This window comes from Rhizobium sp. ARZ01, from assembly GCF_014851675.1.
In the GTDB taxonomy this organism is placed as follows: domain Bacteria; phylum Pseudomonadota; class Alphaproteobacteria; order Rhizobiales; family Rhizobiaceae; genus Mycoplana.
On sequence record NZ_JACVAE010000001.1, the window covers coordinates 205,914 to 227,357 of the forward strand.

General features: G+C 63.3%; 18 protein-coding genes. 14 read left to right on the plus strand and 4 right to left on the minus strand.

Translation table 11 applies throughout. The features are described from left to right. The first annotated feature begins 143 nt into the window (after nucleotides 1-143). The 4 genes from ileS to IB238_RS00935 all read left to right on the plus strand — a co-directional run bounded on the left by ileS (nucleotide 144) and on the right by IB238_RS00935 (nucleotide 5,313). On the plus strand, nucleotides 144-3,059 hold the full coding sequence (ileS, locus tag IB238_RS00920) for an isoleucine--tRNA ligase (protein ID WP_192242524.1): 2,916 nt from the start codon (nucleotides 144-146) through the stop codon (nucleotides 3,057-3,059). Nucleotides 3,060-3,229: 170 nt separating this feature from the next. Next, complete coding sequence (locus IB238_RS00925) at nucleotides 3,230-3,850, plus strand: hypothetical protein (protein WP_192242526.1); 621 nt, start codon at nucleotides 3,230-3,232, stop codon at nucleotides 3,848-3,850. Between the two features lie 98 nt (nucleotides 3,851-3,948). Continuing rightward, nucleotides 3,949-4,431, plus strand: a complete 483-nt coding sequence (locus tag IB238_RS00930) for a GNAT family N-acetyltransferase (RefSeq protein WP_192242528.1) — start codon at nucleotides 3,949-3,951, stop codon at nucleotides 4,429-4,431. Between the two features lie 105 nt (nucleotides 4,432-4,536). Further along, complete coding sequence (locus IB238_RS00935) at nucleotides 4,537-5,313, plus strand: GGDEF domain-containing protein (RefSeq protein WP_192242530.1); 777 nt, start codon at nucleotides 4,537-4,539, stop codon at nucleotides 5,311-5,313. 2 nt (nucleotides 5,314-5,315) lie between these two features. On the opposite strand, the gene IB238_RS00940 is transcribed toward IB238_RS00935, so the two are convergent. Then, nucleotides 5,316-5,768, minus strand: a complete 453-nt coding sequence (locus IB238_RS00940; RefSeq protein ID WP_192242532.1) for a nucleoside deaminase — start codon at nucleotides 5,766-5,768, stop codon at nucleotides 5,316-5,318. Nucleotides 5,769-5,840: 72 nt separating this feature from the next. On the opposite strand from IB238_RS00940, the gene IB238_RS00945 reads away from it, so the two are divergent. Genes IB238_RS00945 through IB238_RS00955 form a run of 3 tightly spaced genes read left to right on the plus strand, consistent with a single transcriptional unit; the run spans nucleotide 5,841 to nucleotide 9,365 of the window. Next, a complete protein-coding gene (locus tag IB238_RS00945; RefSeq protein WP_192242534.1) occupies nucleotides 5,841-7,856 on the plus strand; it encodes a pseudouridine synthase in 2,016 nt (671 codons plus the stop codon). Between the two features lie 6 nt (nucleotides 7,857-7,862). Then, nucleotides 7,863-8,423 carry a 16S rRNA (guanine(966)-N(2))-methyltransferase RsmD gene (rsmD, locus tag IB238_RS00950; protein WP_192242536.1) on the plus strand — a complete coding sequence of 187 codons (561 nt, stop codon included), beginning with the start codon at nucleotides 7,863-7,865 and terminating at the stop codon, nucleotides 8,421-8,423. Between the two features lie 24 nt (nucleotides 8,424-8,447). Then, nucleotides 8,448-9,365 carry a patatin-like phospholipase family protein gene (locus IB238_RS00955; protein ID WP_192242539.1) on the plus strand — a complete coding sequence of 306 codons (918 nt, stop codon included), beginning with the start codon at nucleotides 8,448-8,450 and terminating at the stop codon, nucleotides 9,363-9,365. On the opposite strand, the gene IB238_RS00960 is transcribed toward IB238_RS00955, so the two are convergent. Next, nucleotides 9,346-11,166: a monovalent cation:proton antiporter-2 (CPA2) family protein gene (locus tag IB238_RS00960; protein ID WP_192242541.1), complete on the minus strand. Its 1,821-nt coding sequence runs from the start codon at nucleotides 11,164-11,166 to the stop codon at nucleotides 9,346-9,348. The genes IB238_RS00955 and IB238_RS00960 overlap by 20 nt on opposite strands. Nucleotides 11,167-11,278: 112 nt before the next feature. Between IB238_RS00960 and IB238_RS00965 the strand changes: the two genes are divergently transcribed. The 6 genes from IB238_RS00965 (at nucleotide 11,279) to lpxK (ending at nucleotide 17,114) form a co-directional block, all read left to right on the plus strand. Then, a complete protein-coding gene (locus IB238_RS00965; protein ID WP_192242543.1) occupies nucleotides 11,279-12,625 on the plus strand; it encodes a TldD/PmbA family protein in 1,347 nt (448 codons plus the stop codon). A 34-nt stretch (nucleotides 12,626-12,659) separates the two neighbouring features. Then, nucleotides 12,660-13,469 (plus strand): 3'(2'),5'-bisphosphate nucleotidase CysQ, encoded by an 810-nt coding sequence (locus tag IB238_RS00970; RefSeq protein WP_192242545.1) that lies wholly within the window; start codon nucleotides 12,660-12,662, stop codon nucleotides 13,467-13,469. Nucleotides 13,470-13,528: 59 nt separating this feature from the next. Next, nucleotides 13,529-13,765: a DUF4170 domain-containing protein gene (locus IB238_RS00975; protein ID WP_192242547.1), complete on the plus strand. Its 237-nt coding sequence runs from the start codon at nucleotides 13,529-13,531 to the stop codon at nucleotides 13,763-13,765. A gap of 102 nt (nucleotides 13,766-13,867) precedes the next feature. Beyond that, nucleotides 13,868-15,178 carry a lipid IV(A) 3-deoxy-D-manno-octulosonic acid transferase gene (waaA, locus tag IB238_RS00980; RefSeq protein WP_192242549.1) on the plus strand — a complete coding sequence of 437 codons (1,311 nt, stop codon included), beginning with the start codon at nucleotides 13,868-13,870 and terminating at the stop codon, nucleotides 15,176-15,178. 14 nt (nucleotides 15,179-15,192) lie between these two features. After that, the gene (locus IB238_RS00985) at nucleotides 15,193-15,930 is read left to right on the plus strand and encodes an HAD family hydrolase (RefSeq protein ID WP_192242551.1); all 738 of its coding nucleotides are present in this window, start codon (nucleotides 15,193-15,195) and stop codon (nucleotides 15,928-15,930) included. Nucleotides 15,931-16,073: 143 nt separating this feature from the next. Beyond that, nucleotides 16,074-17,114: a tetraacyldisaccharide 4'-kinase gene (gene lpxK, locus IB238_RS00990; RefSeq protein WP_192242554.1), complete on the plus strand. Its 1,041-nt coding sequence runs from the start codon at nucleotides 16,074-16,076 to the stop codon at nucleotides 17,112-17,114. Nucleotides 17,115-17,132: 18 nt separating this feature from the next. Here the strand turns inward: lpxK and IB238_RS00995 are convergent, their stop codons facing one another. Both IB238_RS00995 and mutL read right to left on the minus strand, forming a co-directional pair. Continuing rightward, complete coding sequence (locus IB238_RS00995) at nucleotides 17,133-17,357, minus strand: DUF2093 domain-containing protein (RefSeq protein ID WP_192242556.1); 225 nt, start codon at nucleotides 17,355-17,357, stop codon at nucleotides 17,133-17,135. 145 nt (nucleotides 17,358-17,502) lie between these two features. Next, the gene (gene mutL / locus IB238_RS01000; protein WP_192242558.1) at nucleotides 17,503-19,302 is read right to left on the minus strand and encodes a DNA mismatch repair endonuclease MutL; all 1,800 of its coding nucleotides are present in this window, start codon (nucleotides 19,300-19,302) and stop codon (nucleotides 17,503-17,505) included. 285 nt (nucleotides 19,303-19,587) lie between these two features. Here mutL and IB238_RS01005 point away from each other — a divergent pair, with 285 nt between their 5' ends. Next, nucleotides 19,588-21,315 carry a response regulator gene (locus tag IB238_RS01005; protein WP_192242560.1) on the plus strand — a complete coding sequence of 576 codons (1,728 nt, stop codon included), beginning with the start codon at nucleotides 19,588-19,590 and terminating at the stop codon, nucleotides 21,313-21,315. Nucleotides 21,316-21,444 lie beyond the last annotated feature (129 nt).

A 21,444-nucleotide genomic window follows, 5' to 3' on the forward strand; every position in this document is an offset into this window, starting at 1 on the left:
TTAGTGGCCCGGCCTTCCGCGCGCTCTGAGCGAGGCCGGAAGGTCCGGGATTTCGGGCGTTTCGAACAACGCCCCCGCCGTCACCGACAGACAGATTCCCACCTGTAGCGCGACAGTTCGCGCGATGAAGCGATAGCCAAGCCATGACCGATACCGCTGAGAAGATCGACTATTCCTCCACCCTCTACCTGCCGCAGACGGATTTCCCGATGCGTGCCGGCCTGCCGCAGAAGGAGCCGGAAACGGTGGCCCGCTGGCAGAAGATGGATCTCTACAAGAAGCTGCGCGCCTCTGCCGCCGGCCGCGAGAAGTTCGTCCTGCACGACGGCCCGCCCTATGCCAACGGCAACATCCATATCGGCCACGCGCTGAACAAGATCCTCAAGGACGTCATCAACCGCTCGTTCCAGATGCGCGGCTATGACGCCAACTACGTGCCCGGCTGGGACTGCCACGGCCTTCCGATCGAATGGAAGATCGAGGAGAAATACCGCGAGAAGGGCAAGAACAAGGACGAGGTTCCTGTCAACGAGTTCCGCCAGGAATGCCGCGACTTCGCTACCGGCTGGATCAAAGTGCAGACCGAGGAGTTCAAGCGTCTCGGTATCGAAGGCGACTTCGAAAACCCCTACACGACGATGAATTTCCATGCGGAAGCCCGCATCGCCGGCGAACTGATGAAGATCGCGAAAAGCGGCCAGCTCTACCGCGGCTCCAAGCCGATCATGTGGTCAGTCGTCGAGCGCACGGCGCTGGCCGAGGCGGAAGTCGAGTATGCTGACGTCGAGAGCGACATGATCTGGGTGAAATTCCCGGTCAAGGAAGGCCCGGACGCGCTTGCCGGCACCTTCGTCGTCATCTGGACGACGACCCCGTGGACGATCCCCGGCAACCGCGCGGTCGCGTTTTCCTCACGCTACGCCTACGGCCTCTATGAAGTGGCGACCGCCGAGAACGATTTCGGCCCGCAGCCGGGCGAAAAGCTGATTTTCGCCAAGCGGCTTGCGGACGAGTCCGCCGCCAAGGCCAAGCTGACCTTCAACTTCGTCCGCGACATTGAGGCCGATGAGCTCGCCGCGATCACCTGCGCCCATCCGCTGCACGGTCTCGGCGGCGGCTACGACTTCAAGGTGCCGCTGCTTGACGGCGACCACGTCACCGACGACGCCGGCACGGGTTTCGTCCACACCGCCCCCGGCCACGGCCGCGAGGACTTTGACGCCTGGATGGATTCTGCCCGCGCGCTCGAAGCGCGTGGCATCTCCTCGGCCATCCCCTTCACCGTCGACGACGCCGGCTACTTCACCTCCGACGCGCCCGGCTTCGGCCCGGATGCGGAGGGCGGTGCCGGCCGCGTCATCGACGACAAGGGCAAGAAGGGCGACGCCAACGACCGCGTCATCAAGGCGCTGATCGCCCGTCACGCGCTCTTCGCCCGCGGCCGCCTGAAGCACTCCTATCCGCATTCCTGGCGTTCGAAGAAGCCGGTGATCTTCCGCAACACGCCGCAGTGGTTCGTTTACATGGACAAGGAACTCGGCGATGGCACGACGCTGCGCTCGCGCTCGCTGTCGGCGATCGATGCCACCCGCTTCGTGCCAGCCGCCGGCCAGAACCGTCTGCGCGCCATGATCGAAGCCCGCCCGGACTGGGTGCTTTCCCGTCAAAGAGCGTGGGGCGTGCCGATCGCCATCTTCGCTGACGACGACGGCAACGTACTGCTCGATGAGGCGGTCAATGCCCGTATCCTCGAGTCCTTCGAGAAGGAAGGCGCCGATGCCTGGTTCGCCGACGGCGCCAAGGAGCGCTTCCTCGGCAATGACCACGACCACGCCAAGTGGACGCAGGTCATGGACATTCTCGACGTCTGGTTCGACTCGGGCTCGACCCACACTTTCACGCTCGAAGACCGCCCGGACCTGAAGTGGCCGGCCGACGTCTATCTCGAAGGCTCAGACCAGCACCGCGGCTGGTTCCATTCCTCGCTGCTCGAAAGCTGCGCGACGCGCGGCCGCGCGCCCTATAACGCCGTTGTCACCCACGGGTTCACGATGGACGAGAAGGGCGAGAAGATGTCGAAGTCCAAGGGCAACGTCGTCTCGCCGCAGGACGTCATGAAGGACGCCGGCGCCGATATCCTGCGTCTCTGGGTCATGACGACGGACTACTGGGAAGACCAGCGCCTCGGCAAGACGATCATTCAGACCAACATCGACGCCTACCGGAAGCTGCGCAACACTATCCGCTGGATGCTCGGCACGCTAGCGCACGACAAGGGTGAGGAGATCGCCTATGCCGACATGCCGGAGCTGGAAAAGCTGATGCTGCATCGCCTCGCCGAGCTGGATAAGCTCGTGCGCGAGGGATACGACGCCTTCGACTTCAAGAAGATCGCCCGCGCGCTGATCGACTTCTCCAACGTCGAGCTGTCGGCCTTCTACTTCGATGTCCGCAAGGACGCGCTCTATTGCGACGCACCCTCCAGCCTGCGCCGCCGCGCAGCACTTGCGGTCATCCGCAAGCTGTTCGACTGCCTCGTCTTGTGGCTTGCGCCGATGCTGCCGTTCACGACCGAGGAAGCCTGGCTGTCGCACAAGCCCGATGCGGTTTCGGTTCACCTCGAGCAATTCCCGCAGATCCCGGCGGAGTGGAAGAACGACGCGCTCGAATCCAAGTGGGAGAAGATCCGCACGGTCCGCACCGTCGTCACCGGCGCGCTGGAGATCGAGCGCCGTGAGAAGCGGATCGGTTCGTCCTTGGAAGCCGCTCCGGTCGTCTACATCGCCGATACGGAATTGATGGCGGCACTGGAGGGCGAGGATTTCGCCGAGATCTGCATCACCTCGGCGATCACGCTCGTCGCGGGTGAGGGGCCGGCCGAGGCCTTCCGCCTTGCTGAAGTCGCAGGCGTCGCCGTCGAGCCTAAGCTTGCAGAAGGTAAGAAGTGCGCCCGGTCCTGGCGGATCACCACCGATGTCGGCTCGGATCCGGACTATCCGGACGTTTCCACTCGCGATGCGGCAGCCCTTCGCGAGATCGGCTTTCGCGCCGCCGCTTGAGCGGTGTGATCACGAAAGGTTGTGAACAAGGCATCTAAGTTACCGGATGAATTGCACATTTGTGCTTCATCCGGTATTGCTGCCTGAAAATCGTCGGATTTCTCGGCCAACGCACGGCATCCGACAAACATGGTCGACGTGATTCACCGGCTCTGCTGGGAAGGGTTTGCATGGGAATGACGCGAGGAATTCGACTGGGCGCCAGCGTAGCGGCACTGCTTGGCGCATGCGCTGTGCTTTCCGGCTGCATCGGCGGCCCGACTTACGGAACCGACAAGACGAGCGGCGAGCAGCTGATGGACGACATCGGCAACTCGGTCATGCTCAGGGCGCCGAACAGCAGCGACAAGAAGATCGCCTACGCGCCGCGCGGCGGCCTCGTGGTGCCCAAGGAGCAGGGGCAGCTCGTGACGCCGCAGAAGTCGCTCGCCTCTACGACGGACAATCCGCAGTGGGTGGAAAACCCCGAGGATATGCGTGACCGTCTCAAGGCCGAGGCAACCGAGAACGAGCGCAAGATCGGCTACAATTCTCCGCTGCAGACGCAGAACAACACGATGCGCCAGCTCTCGACAAAGGAGCAGACGGAGCAGTATCGTGAGGCGCGCAGGCTGCAGCAGGGCCTCTATTCCGACAAGCGTCGCTACCTTAGCGATCCGCCGCTCGACTATCGCAAGCTTCCCGAAGAGGCGGCCGCGGACCTCGGCGAGCCGGAAAAGAAGAAGGAGCGCCGGCGTCTGAAGGAGGCCAAAATGGCCAACGGCGGCTCGAAGACGTGGTGGCCGTTCTGATGTCTGCAGCGCAAGGGCGACGCCCTTGCGCAATGTTCCAGCGAAGTGCCGTTGTCGGGTTGCCGCACAACGGCCTTTTTATTTTCGAGCAAGAAGCGATGAACTACAGAATCCGCAACGCGACTGCGTCCGACGCGCCAGTCATCCTGCGCTTCATCACGGAGCTCGCCGTCTACGAAAAGGCGGGACATGAGGTCGAGGCGACGGTCGAGACCCTGACGGAGACGATGTTCGGACCGAAGTCGGTGACGCGCGCGGTGATCTGCGAGACTGAGATGGGGGTTCCGGCCGGCTTCGCCATCTGGTTCTACAACTATTCCACCTGGCAGGCCCGTAAGGGGCTCTATCTCGAAGACCTCTACGTGACACCTGGCCATCGCGGTGGCGGAGTCGGGCGCAAGCTCCTGCGGCATCTGGCACAGGTCGCCGTGGCCGAGGGATGTGGCCGCTTCGAATGGAGCGTGCTCGACTGGAACGAACCGGCGATCCGCGTCTATGACGCGATCGACGCCGAGCCGCAGACCGAATGGGTACGTTACCGCCTGGCAGGCGAAAAACTCAAGGCATTCGCGGCCGGTTGACACGCCCGCGTTGTGAAAGTTGCAAATTTCACTTCACATCTCATATCTTCTTAACCCGGCAGGGATAGCTTCCGCCGCATGTTGGGTATCAGCAGAAAAACGGCCATGAAGGCTGCAGTCGCGACGGGAGCCTCCGTCGTTGTTTCCGTTTGCATCGTCCTGTTGTTGGTGCCGATACTGGGTGGCCACCCGGACGGACCGGGCTTCTGGATGAGTGTGCTGTGTCCGTTGCTCATCGGCGGCCCTGCCAGCACCTACCAATTCCACCAGAAGGAAACCATTGCGCGGCAGCACGAGGATTTGGCCCGCATGCATGGCGAACTGGAGGAGGCGCATCTGACGCTGAAACGCCTGCATGCCGATCTTGAACAAAAGGCACGAACGGATTCCCTGACTGGCGGCCTCAACCGTGAGGCATTCTTCGCAAACTTCGAAGCGAAAGGATCCAATGCAGGGCCGGTTGCGCTGTTGATCGCCGACGCAGATCACTTCAAGAAGATCAACGATGCCTTCGGCCACCTGGTTGGCGACGAAACGCTGAGGAGGATCGGTGCCGTCATGACCAAAACCCTGGGAGAAAACGCTCCATGGGCGAGGATTGGCGGGGAAGAGTTCGTGGCTTTTCTGCAGGGCGCGGATCGCACAAGCGCCATTCAGGTAGCCGAGCGCATCCGCCGTTCCGTACTGGTAAGCGGCCTCTTGGCCGACGGAAGGCCGGTCCCGTTGAGCATCAGCATCGGAATCGCAATCAGCGACGGCCCATTCGATCCAATGGAGTTGTTTCGTCGGGCGGATGCAGATCTTTATCGCGCGAAATCCGCGGGCCGAAACTGCATCGTGATGGACGGGCGCGAGGTATCCGCATCGACCAGGGCTGCCTGAATTCAGTCGCCTTCGCGTCGATCCCGGAAAAACTGCCTGAGTATCTCTGCCGCCTCGCTTTCCTGCAGACCCGAATAGACGTCAGGCGTGTGGTGGCAGGTGGGTTGAGCGTAAAAGCGCACGCCATTGTCGACGCCCCCGCCCTTGGGATCCTCAGCGCCATAGTAGAGCCGCCGCAGCCTGGCGAAGGAGATGGCGGCGGCGCACATCGTGCAGGGTTCCAGCGTGACATAGAGATCGGCATCGTTGAGGCGTTCGTTGCCAAGAACTTCGGCCGCTTCGCGGATGACCAGGATCTCCGCGTGCGCTGTCACGTCGCGATCGGTGCGGGTACGGTTGCCGGCGCGGGCGATGATCTTGCCGTCATGGACGAGAACGGCGCCGATCGGCACTTCGCCGCGTTTCGCCGCCTTGCGGGCTTCGGCCAACGCCTGATCCATGAACCTATTCGTCATGTCGCTCACAATTTCTCTTAACCCCGGTCGCCTGACCTGATACGACACGCCAAAACGCTAGGCAAACAACATATGATATCCAGAGACAAGCCAAAACGGCCGGGCGCAAAGCCCTTCGACCGCGATCGCAAGCCCCGTGACGGCGCTGGCAAGCCTGCCGGCAAGAAGCCGTTTGGCGCGGGCGCGAAGGCGGGCGGCTTCACAAAATCCGAACGCGGTCCCGCAAAATCGCAAGGACCGCGGAAGGACACCGAACGCGACTTCGGAAAGAAGGCCAAGTCGAGCGCCCCCGCTGCCGCATCCGGCCATTCCGCAGGACAGGAACCGGAGCGCATTTCCAAGCTGCTTGCGCGCGCAGGCGTGGCCTCGCGCCGCGATATAGAGCGCATGATCATGGAGGGAAGGGTCAGCCTGAACGGCGCCGTGCTCGACACGCCGGTCGTCAACGTCACCTTCGCGGACCATATCGAGGTGGATGGCGTGCCGATCCGCGGCATCGAGCGCACGCGCCTGTGGCTCTATCACAAGCCCGCTGGCCTGGTGACGACGAACTCCGATCCTGAAGGCCGCCCGACCGTGTTCGAGCACCTGCCGGCGGACCTGCCGCGGGTGATGTCCATCGGCCGGCTCGATATCAACACGGAGGGCATTCTCCTTCTGACCAATGACGGCGGCCTTGCGCGCGTTCTCGAGCTGCCGACGACCGGCTGGCTGCGCCGCTACCGCGTGCGCGCCCATGGCAAGATCGAACAGGAAGCACTCGACGGCCTGAAGGACGGCATTGCCGTCGACGGCGTTCTCTACGGCGGCATCGAAGCGACGCTCGACAAGGTGCAGGGCTCGAACGTCTGGATCACAATGGGTCTTCGCGAAGGCAAGAACCGCGAGATCAAGAACGTGCTCGGCGCGCTTGGTCTGGAGGTCAACCGCCTGATCCGTATTTCCTACGGCCCGTTCCAGCTCGGCGACCTGCCGGAAGGGCACGCACAGGAAATCCGTGGCCGCACGCTGCGCGACCAGCTCGGTCCGCGGCTGATCGAGGAAGCCAAGGCGAATTTCGAGGCGCCTCTGTTCGATCAGCAGCACGACGACAAGGAAGAAGCCCTCACGCGCGCCCAGAAGGGTGGCCGCGAGGAGCGCGGGCCTTCGTCATTCCGGGAAAAGGACGGCGATCGCCGCGAGAAGGCGCGGGCGCGCCTTGATACGAAGCGGGACGACCGGTTTGGAGACAAGCGGGGCGAGCATCGCGGACGTGACCGCGACGATGACCGCTTTGACGACCGGCCGAAGCGTGAGCCGGGTCATCGCGCGCGCAAATCCAACGTCTGGATGGCACCCGGCGCACGCCCCGTGGCGGAGAAGGGTCAGAAGGCGGCCGAGGGTGAGGAAGCCGTGAAGCGCACGCCGCGTGACCGGCCGGAAGGCGCTCCAAAGACCAAGCGCTATGGCCGGACCCGGGATGGCGAGGCGACGAAGTCGACGCATAAATTCGATCCCGACCGGAAAAAGCCCGGCGGCCGTTTCGAGGAACGCGGCGATCGCGACCGCAACCGAGACAGCAACCGTGGCGCGCGCGGTCCGCGTGTTCTCGGCGCCGGGGATGAAGGCGGCGAATGGATCCGCGCCAGCGAACCGGAAGCGCAGTCGCGTGACGATCGCGGCGGTGGCTTCGGCCGCTCGCGATCCGGAGACGAGCGTGCACCGCGCGATTTCGGTGATCGCCCCGGGCGCGACGACCGCAAGCCGCGCGGCAAGCCCTTCGGCGAGCGGAGCGGCGACAAGCCGTTCGGCAAGCGCGAAGACAGACCTTTCCGCGGGCGTGAAAACGACAGGGGCGAGCGCTCTTTCGGTGACAGGCCTTCTGGTGGCCGAGGCGGGGAACGTTCTTTCGGTGACAAGCCTTCCGGCGGTCGGGGTGGAGAACGTGCGTTCGGTGGCAAGCCGGGCGGGAAATCCTTTGGTGGAAAGCCGTCTTTCGGCAAGTCGGCAGGTGGCCGCCCGGGTGGAAAGCCTGGTGGCGGCAGGCCCGCAGGCAAGCCGGGTGGCGGTCGCCCCGCCGGCGGCAAGCCGCGCGGACGAGGGAACTGACGCGCTGTGCGGATTGTCGGGGGAACATTGCGGGGCCGTGCGCTCGCTACGCCGAAAGGCGATGACATACGGCCGACCACGGACCGCACGCGCGAAAGCCTGTTCAACATTCTGGCGCATGCCTACCCGGATCACCTTGAGGGAGCGCGGGTCCTCGATCTGTTCGCCGGGACCGGCGCCGTCGGTCTTGAAGCGGTCTCCCGCGGCGCCCGCGCCGCACTCTTCGTTGAGCAGGGCGTGGAAGGCCGCGGCCTGATCCACACGAACATCGAGGCGTTCGGCCTGCAGGGCCGGGCGAAGATCTTTCGGCGCGATGCCACGTCGCTTGGCGGGGTCGGAACTATGGAGCCGTTCGACCTGCTGTTCGCCGATCCGCCTTACAGCCGTGGTCTCGGAGAGAAGGCCCTTGACGCGGCGGCAAAAGGCGGCTGGCTTGTGCCGGGCGCCCTTGCCATTCTGGAAGAGCGCGCCGATGTGACGCCCGCGGCCGTCGGTGGCTACGAGCCCTTGGAGGTTCGTGCGTTCGGCGATACGCGAATGCATTTCTACCGGTATACGCCCGCCTGAGACCCTGCGGGCAGAGGAGGTTCGATGCTGGCCGATGCCCCCAACCCGGATGCCGCAAAGAGCGCCGCAGTGCACTCGACGCCGACGGTTTCGCTCGCCCTCGGCGGCGGCGGCGCACGGGGGCTTGCGCATATCCATGTGATCGAAGTCCTCGACGAGTTCGGCATTCGGCCAAAACTCATCGCCGGGTCATCGATCGGCGCGATCATGGGCGCGGCGATGGCGGCAGGCCTTAGCGGCAAGGAAATTCGCGGTCATACACTCGCCGCAGTCGGTCGTCCCACAGAGGCGCTCGCCCGCATTTGGGGCCTGCGGCCCGCGACACTTGCGGATGCCTGGTCCGGCGGGCTTCGCATCGGTCAGTTCAATCTTGAACGCCTCCTGCGCGCCTTTCTGCATCCGCAGATGCCCGAGCGTTTCGAGGAACTGCAGATCCCGCTGAAGGTCATCACGGCAGATTTTTACGAACAGTGCGAACGCGTGCAGGAGAGCGGCTCCCTGTTTCCGGCGCTCGCCGCCTCGGCCGCGCTTCCAGCCGTGTTTCTGCCCGTGCGGATCGGTGGGCGCATTCTCATCGATGGCGGGCTCTGGAATCCCGTGCCGTTCGACCACCTCGTGGGTACGGCAGACATCACCATCGGCGTCGATGTCGTCGGCAAGCCTACCGGCGATGAGCGTGCAATTCCCAACAGCATCGACAGCCTCTACGGCGCCAGTCAGTTGACGATGCGCTCAATGATCGCGCTCAAGCTGAAACAGTGCCAGCCCGACATATTTCTCCAGCCGGAAGTCGGCCGGTTCCGGGTTCTCGACTTCGTCAGGGCGAAGGAGATCCTCGATCATTCCGCAGGTGTGCGAGACGATCTCAAGCGTGCGCTGGACAAGCGGCTCGCACGACCGTCGGGCGGGTTTAGCGGGCAGCTTAGTCAGCCGCCGACCTAGCCATGACGGGGATGTCCTCCTCGTCGTCGTCTGGCACCTGCTCGGTATGCTTCGGCTTGATCAGCGGTTCCGGTCTTACCGGACGGGAATGCAGCATGTGCCGGCCAGCGGTCAGCCCTTCGGCTGCTTGCAGGATCAGGCGCTCTTCGTCGCGGCGGCGGATGTCGTCGCTGATCGCCAGCGCCTCGTCGTCGCTCACGCCGAGCTCTTCCAGGGTCTTGCGGCCGAAGAGCAGACCGGATTCGAAGGTCTCGCGCACTTCGACATCCACGCCGCGGGCCCGCAGTGCCAGTGTATGGATGCGGTCGTAGGAACGAACGAACACGCGGGCATTCGGGTAGTCGGACTGGACCAGGTCGACGATCCGGTCGGTGATCTCGGCCTTGTGGGTGCAGACGGCGACGATCTTGGCTCGCTCGATGCCGGCCGCGCGCAGCACCTCCTTGCGTGTTCCGTCACCGAAGTAGATGCGAAAGCCGAAGCTCGCCGCCTGCCGGACGCGGTCGGCGGAAAAGTCGATGACGGTCACGTCACGCCCGCCGGCGAGAAGAATCTGCGCGGCGATCTGCCCGAAACGGGAGAAGCCGATCATCAGCACGTCGGAGCCCGCACCTTCGAAATCCTCCGCAATCTCTTCCCGGCTGTCCTCGCGGATCAGTAGTCCGGCCAGCAGTGAGGCGAGCGGTGTGAGTGCCATAGAAACGGTGACGATCACCACCAGCAGTGAAGCGACGGCGGAAGAGAAGATACCAGCCGCGGCGGCAGCGGTGAAAAGCACGAAGCCGAATTCTCCGCCCTGCAGCAAAAGCAACGCCACGCGCACCGCATCGTTGTGTGGCGAGCGCCCCATGCGGCAGATCAGATAGATCACGATCGCCTTGACCAGCATTAGCGCCGGCACTGCCACGAGGATGATCTGGTAGTTGCGGAACACCACGTCGAGGTCGAGCGACAGGCCGACTGCCATGAAGAAGAGTGCGAGCAGGATACCGCGGAAGGGTTCGATGTCGGCCTCGAGTTCGTGTCGGTAAGATGACTCCGAAAGTAGCACGCCGGCGAGGAAAGCGCCCATGGCCATCGAGAGCCCGGCGAACTGCAAAAGCGTCGCCGAGCCGAGAACGACGAACAGGGCGGCTGCAATCATCGCCTCACGCGCACCAGTGCGGGCGATCACCTGGAAGAGTGGGTTGAGAACGTAACGTCCGATCACCAACATGGCGGAAATGGCCGCGATTGCGATGATGAAGTCCTGAAGCGCAGTGGTCGTGTCCTCCGGCGTCTGTTTCGCCAGGAGCGGGATCAGGGCAAGGAGCGGAACGATGGCGAGATCCTGGAACAGCAGCAGCGAGAAGGAACGCTGCCCATAGCGGGTGTTGGTATCGCCTTTCTCGTCCAGGATCTGCAGTGCGAAGGCGGTCGAGGACAGCGCAAGCCCGAAGCCGATGATCAGCGCCGCCTGCCATTCCTCCACGCCCATCACAAGGACAAGGGCCGTCAGCGCCAATCCGCTCGCCACGACCTGCGCAGTGCCGAGGCCGAAGATCTCCCGGCGCATCTGCCACAGACGCGACGGTTGCAGTTCCAGCCCGATGAGGAAGAGCAGGAAGACGATGCCAAGTTCGGCAACCCCCAGGATCTCCTCGCCGTCGTGGATGTAATGCAGGATCGGGCCGATCACGATGCCCGCAGCGAGATAGCCGAGAATGGTCCCGAGCCCGAGCTTCTTGAAAATCGGTGCAGCCAGTACCGCCCCTCCGAGGAGGAGCAATGCTTCTGCGAACAGGGCATGCGTGTTTGCCATGCGCGTTGGGGTCCTTCGACATGTAAGATCGGTGCTGGCCAAGAATCACAGGCTCGACCCTTGATGCCTCTGCCACTGCACAATAAATGGGGCAGGAATGAAAGGCCAAATCATGTCCGAGACAATCGATTCCGAAAGCCTTCTCGCCCGCGCCGGCGAGCTTATCGACCGTGCAATGAGAGCAGGCGCCGAAGCAGCCGATGCGGTGGTCGTGCGCGGCCGCTCGCGGTCCGTCACTGTGCGGCTCGGCAAAGTCGAGGGAACGGAAGCCTCGGAGAGCGATGATTTCTCCCTGCGCGTCTTCATTGGCAAGCGTGTGGCGAGCGTTTCGGCCAATCCGGGCTTCGATCTCCAGCTTCTAGCCGAGCGAGCTGTCGCGATGGCCAAGGCCTCGCCCGAGGATCCCTTCGCTTCACTCGCCGATCCGGCCGACCTCGCAAAAACCTGGCCGGACCTTGAGCTATTCGACTTGACGGACGTCTCTTCGGACAGCCTTGCCGAGGCCGCACTTGCGATGGAAGCGGCCGCTCTCGACGTCTCTGGCGTGACAAACTCCGGCGGATCTGGCGCTTCAGCCGGCATGGGCGGTCTCGTGCTTGCCACCTCGCACGGGTTCTCCGGCGCCTATTCGGCGAGCCGCTTCGGCCGCTCCGTCAGCGTGATTGCGGGCGAGGGCACCAAGATGGAGCGGGACTACGATTTCGACAGCCGTCTCTATTTCGCCGATCTGCGTGACGCTGTCGACATCGGCCGCACGGCAGGCGAGCGTGCGGTCAAGCGCATCAACCCGCGGCAGGTGCCGACGGCCAAGAACCTCACGGTCGTCTTCGACCCGCGCATGGCGCGCGGCATGGCCGGCCATATCGCCGGCGCCATCAATGGCGCCTCCGTGGCGCGCAAGACAAGCTTCCTGCGCGACAAGATGGGCAAGCAGGTTCTCAAGACCGGTCTTTCTGTCACCGATGATCCGCTGGTCGTCCGCGGATCTTCCTCACGCCCGTTCGATGGCGAAGGGGTGACAGGCGAGCGCCTCGTCATGATCGAGGATGGTGTTCTGAACCACTGGTTCCTGTCGACTTCCACCGCGCGCGAACTGGGCCTTCATACGAACGGCCGTGGCGTGCGCGGCGGCACCGCCGTCAGTCCGGCATCGACGAACCTGGCACTCGAGCCGGGCGATATCTCGCCGGAGGATCTCATCCGCTCGGTCGGCAACGGCTTCTACGTGAACGAACTCATCGGGCACGGCGTCAACATGGTGACCGGCGAATACAGCCGCGGTGCCTCCGGCTTCTGGATCGAGAACGGCGAGCTTACTTTTCCGGTTTCCGAGGTGACGATCGCGTCCAACCTGACCGACATGTTCATGCGGATGACGCCTGCCAACGACATCGACCGGAAGTTCGGTGTGGCAGCGCCGACGCTCGCAATCGAGGGCATGACGCTCGCAGGTAAATGAGTACGCAGGCCCGATCAAGGAAACTGGAGCGCACATGCCGATCGAGAGTAAGTCTGAATGGGAGGATGATCTCGATCTGTTGCTCCAGGCCGCGCAGGCGGCGGGCGCCCGGGCGATGGAATTTTTCCGCAAAGAGCCTGAGGTCTGGTGGAAGAACGAAGGACGTTCGCCCGTCAGCGAGGCGGATATTGCCGCCAACGACATCCTGAAATCGACGTTGCTTGCGGCACGTCCGAACTACGGTTGGCTGTCGGAGGAGACCGACGACGATCCGGCCCGCCTTTCCTGCGATACGTTGTTTGTCGTCGATCCTATAGACGGCACGCGCGCCTTCATCACCGGCAGGGACCTGTGGTGCGTCAGTGCCGCCGTGGTCCATCAAGGGCATCCCGTCGCTGGCGTGCTTGTGGCGCCCGCGTTGAATGAGGCTTTTGCTTCGAGGCTCGGTGGACCGGCCTTGAGGAATGGCAAGCGCGTGCGCGTGTCAGAGCCCGGCGAAGGAGGGCCCTTGCGGCTGGCCGGCGCGGAGGACATGGTTGCTCGTCTGGACCGCGCAACGCTCGGTGTGATCCAGCGCATTCCGCACGTTCCGTCGCTTGCCTATCGTCTGGCAATGGTGGCGGACGGCCGGATCGACGGCACGTTGGTCAAGGTCAACTCGCACGACTGGGATCTCGCTGCTGCCGATCTCATTCTCACCAATGCCGGCGGCGCGCTTGTGGCGCTGGACGGTGCCGCACTCACCTACAATCGGCCAGAAGTCCGCCACGATGTCCTGTGCGCGGCGGGTAATTCATGGCTCGGAAGGTTGATAAGCGCCTCGTGCGACCTCGCCGACCATTGACCTTTTCGCGCGGATGTCCCAAATCCGATGTGAAAAATATCACAATTGAAGAGAACACCATGACAGAGACCGGCGACAGCAAACAGCGCCTGCATCTCGTCTTCGGCGGCGAATTGGCGACGCTGAAGGATGTGCAGTTTCGTGACCTCGACAATCTCGACGTTGTCGGGATTTTTCCTGACTACGCGAGCGCCCTGGCGGCATGGAAGTCTAAGGCGCAGCAGACCGTCGACAACGCGCACATGCGTTATTTCATCGTGCATATGCACAAGCTGCTCGATCCAGAGAACGGCTGACGCCTTCTTTTCGCCTTGCGGCTGACCTTGATGCCGCGGGCAAACAACAACCGGAACCTCCATGAAGTCTTTCGGACGGATCAACGCAGCCGGTGGGTGCCGATGAGCAACGCTCTCGCGCGCCTGGCCCTGTCCGCCTATCGCTGGGTCGGCTTCGGCCTCTATCCGGTGATGCGGCCCTACCTGGCCATACGGGCGGCGAAGGGCAAGGAAGAGCGTGGCCGTCGGCGTGAACGCTTCGGCCGCGCCAGCGTCGAGCGCCCTGCCGGTCCGCTCGTCTGGGTCCACGCCGCAAGCGTCGGGGAGACCAATGCTGTCTCGCCGCTGATCCGCGAAATTCGCAGGCGGGGGATCAACGTCGTTCTCACCACCGGGACCGTCACTTCGGCCCGCGTGGCTCGGGAACGGCTCGGCGACAGCGTTATTCATCAGTATGTGCCGCTCGACCTGAAGCCGGTGATAAGTCGCTTCCTCGACCACTGGCGCCCGGACCTGGCTATCATGGTGGAGTCCGAGATCTGGCCGATGACGATCCTCGAACTTGGGGCGCGCCACATAGCACAGGTGCTCGTCAACGGGCGGATGTCCGATCGTTCCTTCGCACGGTGGAAGAAGCGGCCGGCACTTGCCGACGCGTTATTCGAAAAGTTCGCCCTTGTCATTGCCCAGTCGGAGGCGGACGCGGAGCGTTTTCGCACCCTTGGCGCCTTGCCGGTTCTCGTCTCCGGCAATCTGAAGGTGGATACGGACGCGCCGCCCTACGATCCCGCAAGTCTCTCCGCCTACCGGAACCAACTCGGCGACCGCAAGACCTGGGCGGCGATCTCCACGTTCGAAGGAGAGGAACTGGCAGCCGGCACCGTGCACGCCACGTTGAGGGAACGTTTGGGGCTCCTCACGATCGTGGTGCCGCGCCATCCTGAGCGTGCCGACGCGATCGAAGAAGAGCTTGTCGCCAACGGACTGAAAGTTGCGCGCCGGACGCGCAATGATCCGCTCACGGCGGAGACCGATATCTTCCTGGGGGACACAATCGGCGAGATGGGGCTTTATCTGCGCATGACGGAAATTGCTTTCGTCGGCCGTTCGCTTCGCGGCGAGGGCGGGCAGAACCCCCTTGAGCCGGCTATGCTCGGTTGTGCCGTTCTCTCCGGCCCGAATGTGCAGAATTTCCGCGAAAGCTATCAACGGCTGGCCAAGAGCGGCAGCGCCAAGATGGTGCGAGATGTGGAGATGCTGACCAAGGGCGTTGGCTACCTCCTGATCAACGACGAGATGCGCCACAAGATGATTGCGGCGGGGCAGGATACCCTGCAGGAGATGCGCGGCGCTCTGACCGAAACTGTCCGTGGTCTGGAGCCCTATCTCAATCCATTGACGGTAAAGGCGCGGCTTCACCCGCGCGAGGTATGATGATCGAGAACGCAATGGAAAAGACTCGCACGATTTCCGGTATCCTGTTCGACAAGGACGGGACACTGCTCGACTATGCGAAAAGCTGGGTGCCGGTGAATTATGAACTCGCCCGCATCGCTGCCAAGGGTGACGAGGGGCTGGCCCGCCGGCTGCTTGTTGCGGGTGGGATGGACCCGGATACCGGTCATGTCGCCCCCGATACGCTCCTTGCCGCCGGCAATACTGTCGAAATCGCCGAGGGAATGGTTGCCGCCGGTTCGCCGATGACTGTGACCGAGCTTTCCGTGCTGTTCGACGGCCTCTTCGCACAATCGGCATCCATGGCCGTGGCGGTGACGGACCTGGCCGGTTTTTTCGCTGCACTCCATGAAAAGGGCTATCGGCTGGGCGTCGCATCGAGTGACAACGAACAGTCCATTCGGGAGACCGCGCGCCGCTTTGGTTTCGACAGCTATCTCCACTACGTCGCCGGCTATGACAGCGGCTTCGGCATAAAGCCGGAACCGGGCATGGTGCTGGGTTTCTGCGCCGCCACCGGGCTCGATCCGCATGAGGTCGCCGTCGTCGGCGACAACAATCACGATCTGCACATGGGGCGCAGCGCCGGGGCCGGATTGACGGTTGCCGTGTTGACGGGAACCGGATCGCGGGAATCTCTGTCCGCCGCCTCCGACTATTGCCTCAACGACATCACCGAACTGCCGGCCTTGCTGCCGGATCATGGTGCACCGCGCCGGGCGACAGCCTGATACCGTTGCATTCCTTGATTTTCCGGGCATTGTTAGTGCGAATGCGGCAAGCGTCCGGAGCGGACGGGCCGTATGCTGTGGTCAATGCATGGACATCGCGCCGGGGGCTTGCCGTCGCAGGGCGGAACTGATCGGGGGAAGGCATGGTTTCTGAGGCTCCACCTTTCTGGTGGACGAAGCCGGACTGGCGCGCCTACGCGCTGTGGCCGGTATCGCGGCTGTACGGATTGATCGCTGGCGCCCGCATGCGCCGCGCCCGCCGCGCTTCTATCCCAGTCCCGGTTATCTGCGTTGGCAATTTCACTGTCGGTGGTGCCGGAAAGACGCCCACATCGATCGCGCTTGCGCGGGCGGCCAAGGCACGTGGCCTGCGCCCTGGATTTTTGAGCCGCGGCTACGGCGGCTCACTCGATGTCATCACCGTGGTCGATCCGGAGCGTCATCGGGCGCGTGACGTCGGCGACGAACCGCTCCTGCTTGCGCGCGAAGCGCTGACCGTGATCTCGCGTCGCCGGGTCGGGGGCGCCCGCCGACTGGCGGAAGAGGGGGTCGACCTCATCATCATGGACGACGGGTTCCAGAGCGCTCGGCTCGTTTTCGATCACGCTTTGCTCGTCGTCGACTCTCGGCGCGGCCTCGGCAATGGCTACCTAGTCCCGAGCGGTCCCGTGCGCGCGCCACTTTCCGAACAGATGCACCAGGCCTCGGCGCTCATGGTGATCGGCGACGGAAACGCAGCAGACGCGCTGATCCGGCAGGCGGCCAGGGCTGGCAAACCCGTTCATACGGCGAGACTTGCAACCGTCGACGTGGCGGATTTGAACAGCACGCCGGTGCTGGCCTGGTCCGGGATTGCCGACAACGAGAAGTTCTTCCGCACCGTTGAGGGCACCGGTGCCTCGCTCTACGTCACCCGCAGCTTTCCCGATCACCATCATCTCACGGAAGACGAGGTGACGGATATTCTCGACCACGCCGAGGCGCACGGCTACGGCATCGTGACGACTGCGAAGGACAGCGTGCGCCTTGCGGGCGGGCATGGGCGATCGGAAGAATTGCGGCGCAAGAGTCGCGTGATCGAGGTCGAAATCCGCTTTGACGACCCCAGGGCGCCGGACAAGATCATCGATGCCGCCCTGGATTCAGCCCGCAAGCGCAGGCTCGGGACTCAGCGACGGCCCTAGGAGAGAAGCGTCGCCGTATCAGTGCGTCTGATTTGGCAGGGCGCCCGCCCGCTTATCTCCCTCCAGCGAGGCAGCCGCATCGATGTATGCCTCCTGGCGGGCGACGCTCCAGTACCGCAGTTCATCGATCGGAATCTGCTCGCCGGTCACGGCGCAGACCACATAGGCGCCGGGCATCAATATCTGGAAATCGCCATCGAGGTAGCGGATTTTGGCCTCACGGCTTCCTTCAAGTCGGTTCATCGTCCGCATCTCCTGTTGCCTTCGTCTGCTGGCCGGGAAAGGGCGTCGCGAGGCCTTCATGCTCCGCGGGCGCCTGCTTGCCGATACTCGGGGACGGCAGCAGTTCCCGTGCCATATCGCGGTGTTTCATCGAATGCCAGCATTTTCAGCTTCTGCCGAACAGCCGCTCGATATCGGCAAGCTTGAGTTCGATATAGGTCGGTCGGCCATGATTGCACTGGCCCGAGCCAGGGGTGGCTTCCATCTGGCGCAGGAGCGCATTCATTTCCTCCGGCCGCATGCGCCGGCCCGAGCGCACCGAACCGTGGCAGGCCATGGTCGCGGCGAGATAGTCTAGGCGGCTTGCAAGGCCATTCGCCGTGTCCCATTCGGCGAGCTCGTCGGCGAGTTGCCGCACAAGGCCGACAGCATCCATCTCGCCCAGCATCGCGGGCGTTTCCCGGATGGCGACAGCGCCAGGTCCAAAGCGCTCGATGCCGAGCCCCAATCTCGCGAAGGCCTCTGCATGGGCGACGAGGCGATCGCAATCGTCCTCCGGCAGGTCGACAATTTCCGGGATGAGAAGAGCTTGCGCGGGGACGGGGCGGGAATGCAGCGCATTGCGCATTGCCTCGAAAACGAGCCTTTCATGCGCCGCATGCTGGTCGACGATGACAAGGCCATCCTCGGTCTGCGCCACGATATAGTTCTCATGCACTTGCGCCCGCGCGGCGCCAAGCGGATGACGTTGTGGTTCTGCATCGGTAGCGGGCGGGACCATGGACGGGATCGGCTCGGCGCGCGCCGAGGGCCGGATACCCATGTCGAGGCCGGCTTGCTGCATGTCCGAGAAACCGTTCGAGATTGGTGGTGTTTCGAACGGCCGATAGGGTGATGTCGATGGGCTCCATGCTTGCTGGCGGGCTGCCTCTGGGCGGAAGGCCCGCATCAGTCCGGCGGCACCAGTCGTGGCGGCGCGGTCGCCCTCGCGCGTCAGCGCCTCGCGGATCGCCCCGATGATCAGGCCGCGCACCAGGCCGGGATCACGAAAACGCACGTCCGACTTCGCCGGATGCACGTTGACGTCGACGAGGGCCGGGTCGATCGCGATGTCCAGAACGGCGACGGGATAGCGGCCGCTCGGCACCGTCTCGGCATAGGCTCCGCGCAACGCCGACCAGATCAGCTTGTCCTGCACTGGCCGCCCGTTGACGAAGGCGAACTGCTGCAGGCTGTTGCCGCGGTTGAAGGTCGGAACGCCGGCAAAACCGGTCAGCCGTACGCCTTCACGCTCGGCATCGATCTCGATTGCGTTGTCGCGAAAGTCCTTGCCCAGCACCTGGGCGATGCGGGCGAGCCGGTCGTCACCGGTGGCGGGCAGTTCCAGCGTCGAGCGGTCCGGACCGGAAAGCACGAAGCGGACCGCCGGGAAGGCAATCGCCATGCGGCGCACAACCTCGGTAATTGCAGCGGCCTCGGCTTTCTCGCTCTTCATGAATTTGAGCCGCGCGGGTGTCGCGAAGAAGAGGTCGCGCACTTCGACGACCGTGCCGCGATTGGCCGGTGTCGGCCGCACCGGCGCAAGCCGGCCGCCGAAGATGGAAATCTCCGAACCCTCCGAGGCGGCGGCTGTGCGGCTCTGGATCGTCAGCTTGGCCACCGATCCGATGGACGGAAGCGCTTCCCCGCGAAAGCCCAACGTGCGGACGTCCTCGAGGCTGTCGCTGATCTTGGAAGTGCAGTGGCGCCTGACGGCGAGCGTCAGGTCGTCGGGCGACATCCCTGAGCCATTGTCGGTGACGCGCAGCAGCGTCTTGCCGCCGCCGGCGGTCGCAATCTCGATCCGGGTGGAGCCGGCATCAATGGCATTTTCGATGAGTTCCTTGGCGGCACTGGCCGGCCGCTCGATGACTTCGCCCGCGGCGATCTGGTTGATCAGGGTTTCGGAGAGCTGGCGTATCGTCATGGCCGCATTTTCCGGGATTCGGAGCCATGTGAAAAGGGCGAATGTTCCTGTGCCGCACTTCTCCCGGTATTTCAGGTGGCGGCGTATTTCCGTGCCGTTTGCCGTTTAATTCGACTTTAATAAAATGCTGAGAATGTGTGCTTCTCGCTTGTATGAGCACAAGCCAGCCGGATCCTACCGGCGGACGATTTCAGCGCTGCTGGCCGCTGAATTTCCTCGCGTCCAAGGGCATTCTGCCCGATCAGCATGGATCTTTAATCCCAGGGGCGGCGGGGGCTGCAGCGAATGAACGATGGTGCGTCCGTTGACGCAGACATCCAATCTGGAATGTTCGACGCGGCCTGCGACCTTCTCGGCGTCGGTGCGTTCGTCTATGACAAGAACGATTGCCTCGTCTTCGCCAGCCGCCAGATCCAGCGTTTTCTGCCAATCAGCGCCGATGTCCTGCGCCCCGGTGCGCGCCTGCGCGACGTTTTGGGTGCGGTCTTCGACGCCGGCATCCGTTATGGCATCCCGCCGGAAGACCGTCACAAGACGGTCAATCGCGAGGACTGGATCTCGGCGCGGATCTCCGCCCATTGGCGCGAACAGCACGACATGGTCGAGCGGCTCGGCAAGGACCGCTGGGTGCATTTCCGTAAACGGCGTTTGCCAAACGGATACAACGTTTCGACGCTGACGGATGTTTCCGATCAGCGAAAACAGGAAGAACAGTGGCGCGCCGACCAGGTGCGGGTCGCGTTGACCGAGCAGGTTCTCGATACGCTGCCCCATCCGCTGATCATCAAGGATCGCAATCTCGCCTATGTCGCCGTCAACAGGGCATTCTGCGCTATTCACGGGCTCGAGGAAGAAGCTATCCTCGGCCGTACCGTGTGGGATCTGGTTGATGGTGAAAATTCGGCGCGCATCGACGAGAGTGATCGCAGTGTGCTCGAAACCGGCATACCATTTAGATGCGAAGAGCATATTGTCGGTGTCGACGGCCGCCACTTCTACGTCGTCACGCGCAAGTACAGGATCGGTACGCCAGACAATTCTATGCTCGTCACGCTGATGGACGACGTCACCCAGATCGTGGATCCGAAGCACGGGATGGCTGCAAACCGTTTCAAGCTCCGGGTGAGGACGCAATTCCAGAAGGCGGAAAATTGCTTCGATCCGGTTCGTGAAACGGAAGAGCGGCTACTGTTGCAGCAGTGGAACTCGGGTGGCGACGCCGATCTTGCCGGTAAACGGGTCCTTGTCGGGACTGCAACCCGGAGAACGGAAGACCTGTTGATCGGCCAATTGCGTGTCCGCAGCGCGGACTGCTGTGCTGTGCGCTCGCTTGACGAATTTTGGGCGTTTCTCGAGGTTGCAAACCGTTCCGGCGTCGGGCTTGACCTCATAGTGGTCGACGAGACCATGGACGGGTATGCAGCAATTGTTGAAGCAAGCGGCGTGCCGGTGCGGGTCATAGCGCCGGATCGTATCGGGACGGACTTCTTCCGGGCGCTCGTCGAGCCGCATGAAGTGATGGTGGAAGATCTGCCAACGGACATCGCCGCCCCGTCGGCCCTGTTCGACGACTGGTATATCGCGACCGATCCCGAAGCGATGGTCCCGATCGTGCACGGTGACATCGAAGTCCTGGTCGCCGAGGACAACCAGATCAATCAGTTCGTCTTTTCGCAGATTCTGGAAGGTATGGGCGTGTCGCACCGGATCGCCGAAAACGGCGAGGAGGCGGTGGCGCTGTGGCACAAGCATCAGCCGCGCCTGGTGCTCATGGACATTTCCATGCCGGTCAAGAACGGGCTTGATGCGACTGTCGAGATCCGCGAGGCGGAGAGGGTGTTCGGTATCCGCACACCCATTGTCGCGGTCACCGCACAGGCATTGAACGTCGACATGCAGAATTGCCTCGACGCCGGCATGGACGACTACATCACCAAGCCCGTCAGTCCGGACATGATCGAAAGCATCTATAACCGGTTCGTGGCGCAGAAGCGCGACAGGAATGCAGCCTGAGGGTGTGGATTGCTGTCAACTCCCGACATTTCGGGTGCCTGCAGGCAAAAAGTGAAACCGGTTGCTATGTGTTTATTAATTCTCGTGCCCCATTCTGTCACTCGGAGACAGATACGTGTCGGGAAGTCA

Excerpts from the sequence above, each read along its gene's own strand:
- ileS (WP_192242524.1), top strand. The coding sequence starts at position 144 with ATGACCGATACCGCTGAGAAGATCGACTATTCCTCCACCCTCTACCTG.
- IB238_RS00925 (WP_192242526.1), top strand. The coding sequence starts at position 3,230 with ATGGGAATGACGCGAGGAATTCGACTGGGCGCCAGCGTAGCGGCACTG.
- IB238_RS00930 (WP_192242528.1), top strand. The coding sequence starts at position 3,949 with ATGAACTACAGAATCCGCAACGCGACTGCGTCCGACGCGCCAGTCATC.
- IB238_RS00935 (WP_192242530.1), top strand. The coding sequence starts at position 4,537 with ATGAAGGCTGCAGTCGCGACGGGAGCCTCCGTCGTTGTTTCCGTTTGC.
- IB238_RS00940 (WP_192242532.1), bottom strand. The coding sequence starts at position 5,768 with ATGACGAATAGGTTCATGGATCAGGCGTTGGCCGAAGCCCGCAAGGCG.
- IB238_RS00945 (WP_192242534.1), top strand. The coding sequence starts at position 5,841 with ATGATATCCAGAGACAAGCCAAAACGGCCGGGCGCAAAGCCCTTCGAC.
- IB238_RS00955 (WP_192242539.1), top strand. The coding sequence starts at position 8,448 with ATGCTGGCCGATGCCCCCAACCCGGATGCCGCAAAGAGCGCCGCAGTG.
- IB238_RS00960 (WP_192242541.1), bottom strand. The coding sequence starts at position 11,166 with ATGGCAAACACGCATGCCCTGTTCGCAGAAGCATTGCTCCTCCTCGGA.
- IB238_RS00965 (WP_192242543.1), top strand. The coding sequence starts at position 11,279 with ATGTCCGAGACAATCGATTCCGAAAGCCTTCTCGCCCGCGCCGGCGAG.
- IB238_RS00970 (WP_192242545.1), top strand. The coding sequence starts at position 12,660 with ATGCCGATCGAGAGTAAGTCTGAATGGGAGGATGATCTCGATCTGTTG.
- IB238_RS00975 (WP_192242547.1), top strand. The coding sequence starts at position 13,529 with ATGACAGAGACCGGCGACAGCAAACAGCGCCTGCATCTCGTCTTCGGC.
- waaA (WP_192242549.1), top strand. The coding sequence starts at position 13,868 with ATGAGCAACGCTCTCGCGCGCCTGGCCCTGTCCGCCTATCGCTGGGTC.
- IB238_RS00985 (WP_192242551.1), top strand. The coding sequence starts at position 15,193 with ATGGAAAAGACTCGCACGATTTCCGGTATCCTGTTCGACAAGGACGGG.
- lpxK (WP_192242554.1), top strand. The coding sequence starts at position 16,074 with ATGGTTTCTGAGGCTCCACCTTTCTGGTGGACGAAGCCGGACTGGCGC.
- IB238_RS00995 (WP_192242556.1), bottom strand. The coding sequence starts at position 17,357 with ATGAACCGACTTGAAGGAAGCCGTGAGGCCAAAATCCGCTACCTCGAT.
- mutL (WP_192242558.1), bottom strand. The coding sequence starts at position 19,302 with ATGACGATACGCCAGCTCTCCGAAACCCTGATCAACCAGATCGCCGCG.
- IB238_RS01005 (WP_192242560.1), top strand. The coding sequence starts at position 19,588 with ATGAACGATGGTGCGTCCGTTGACGCAGACATCCAATCTGGAATGTTC.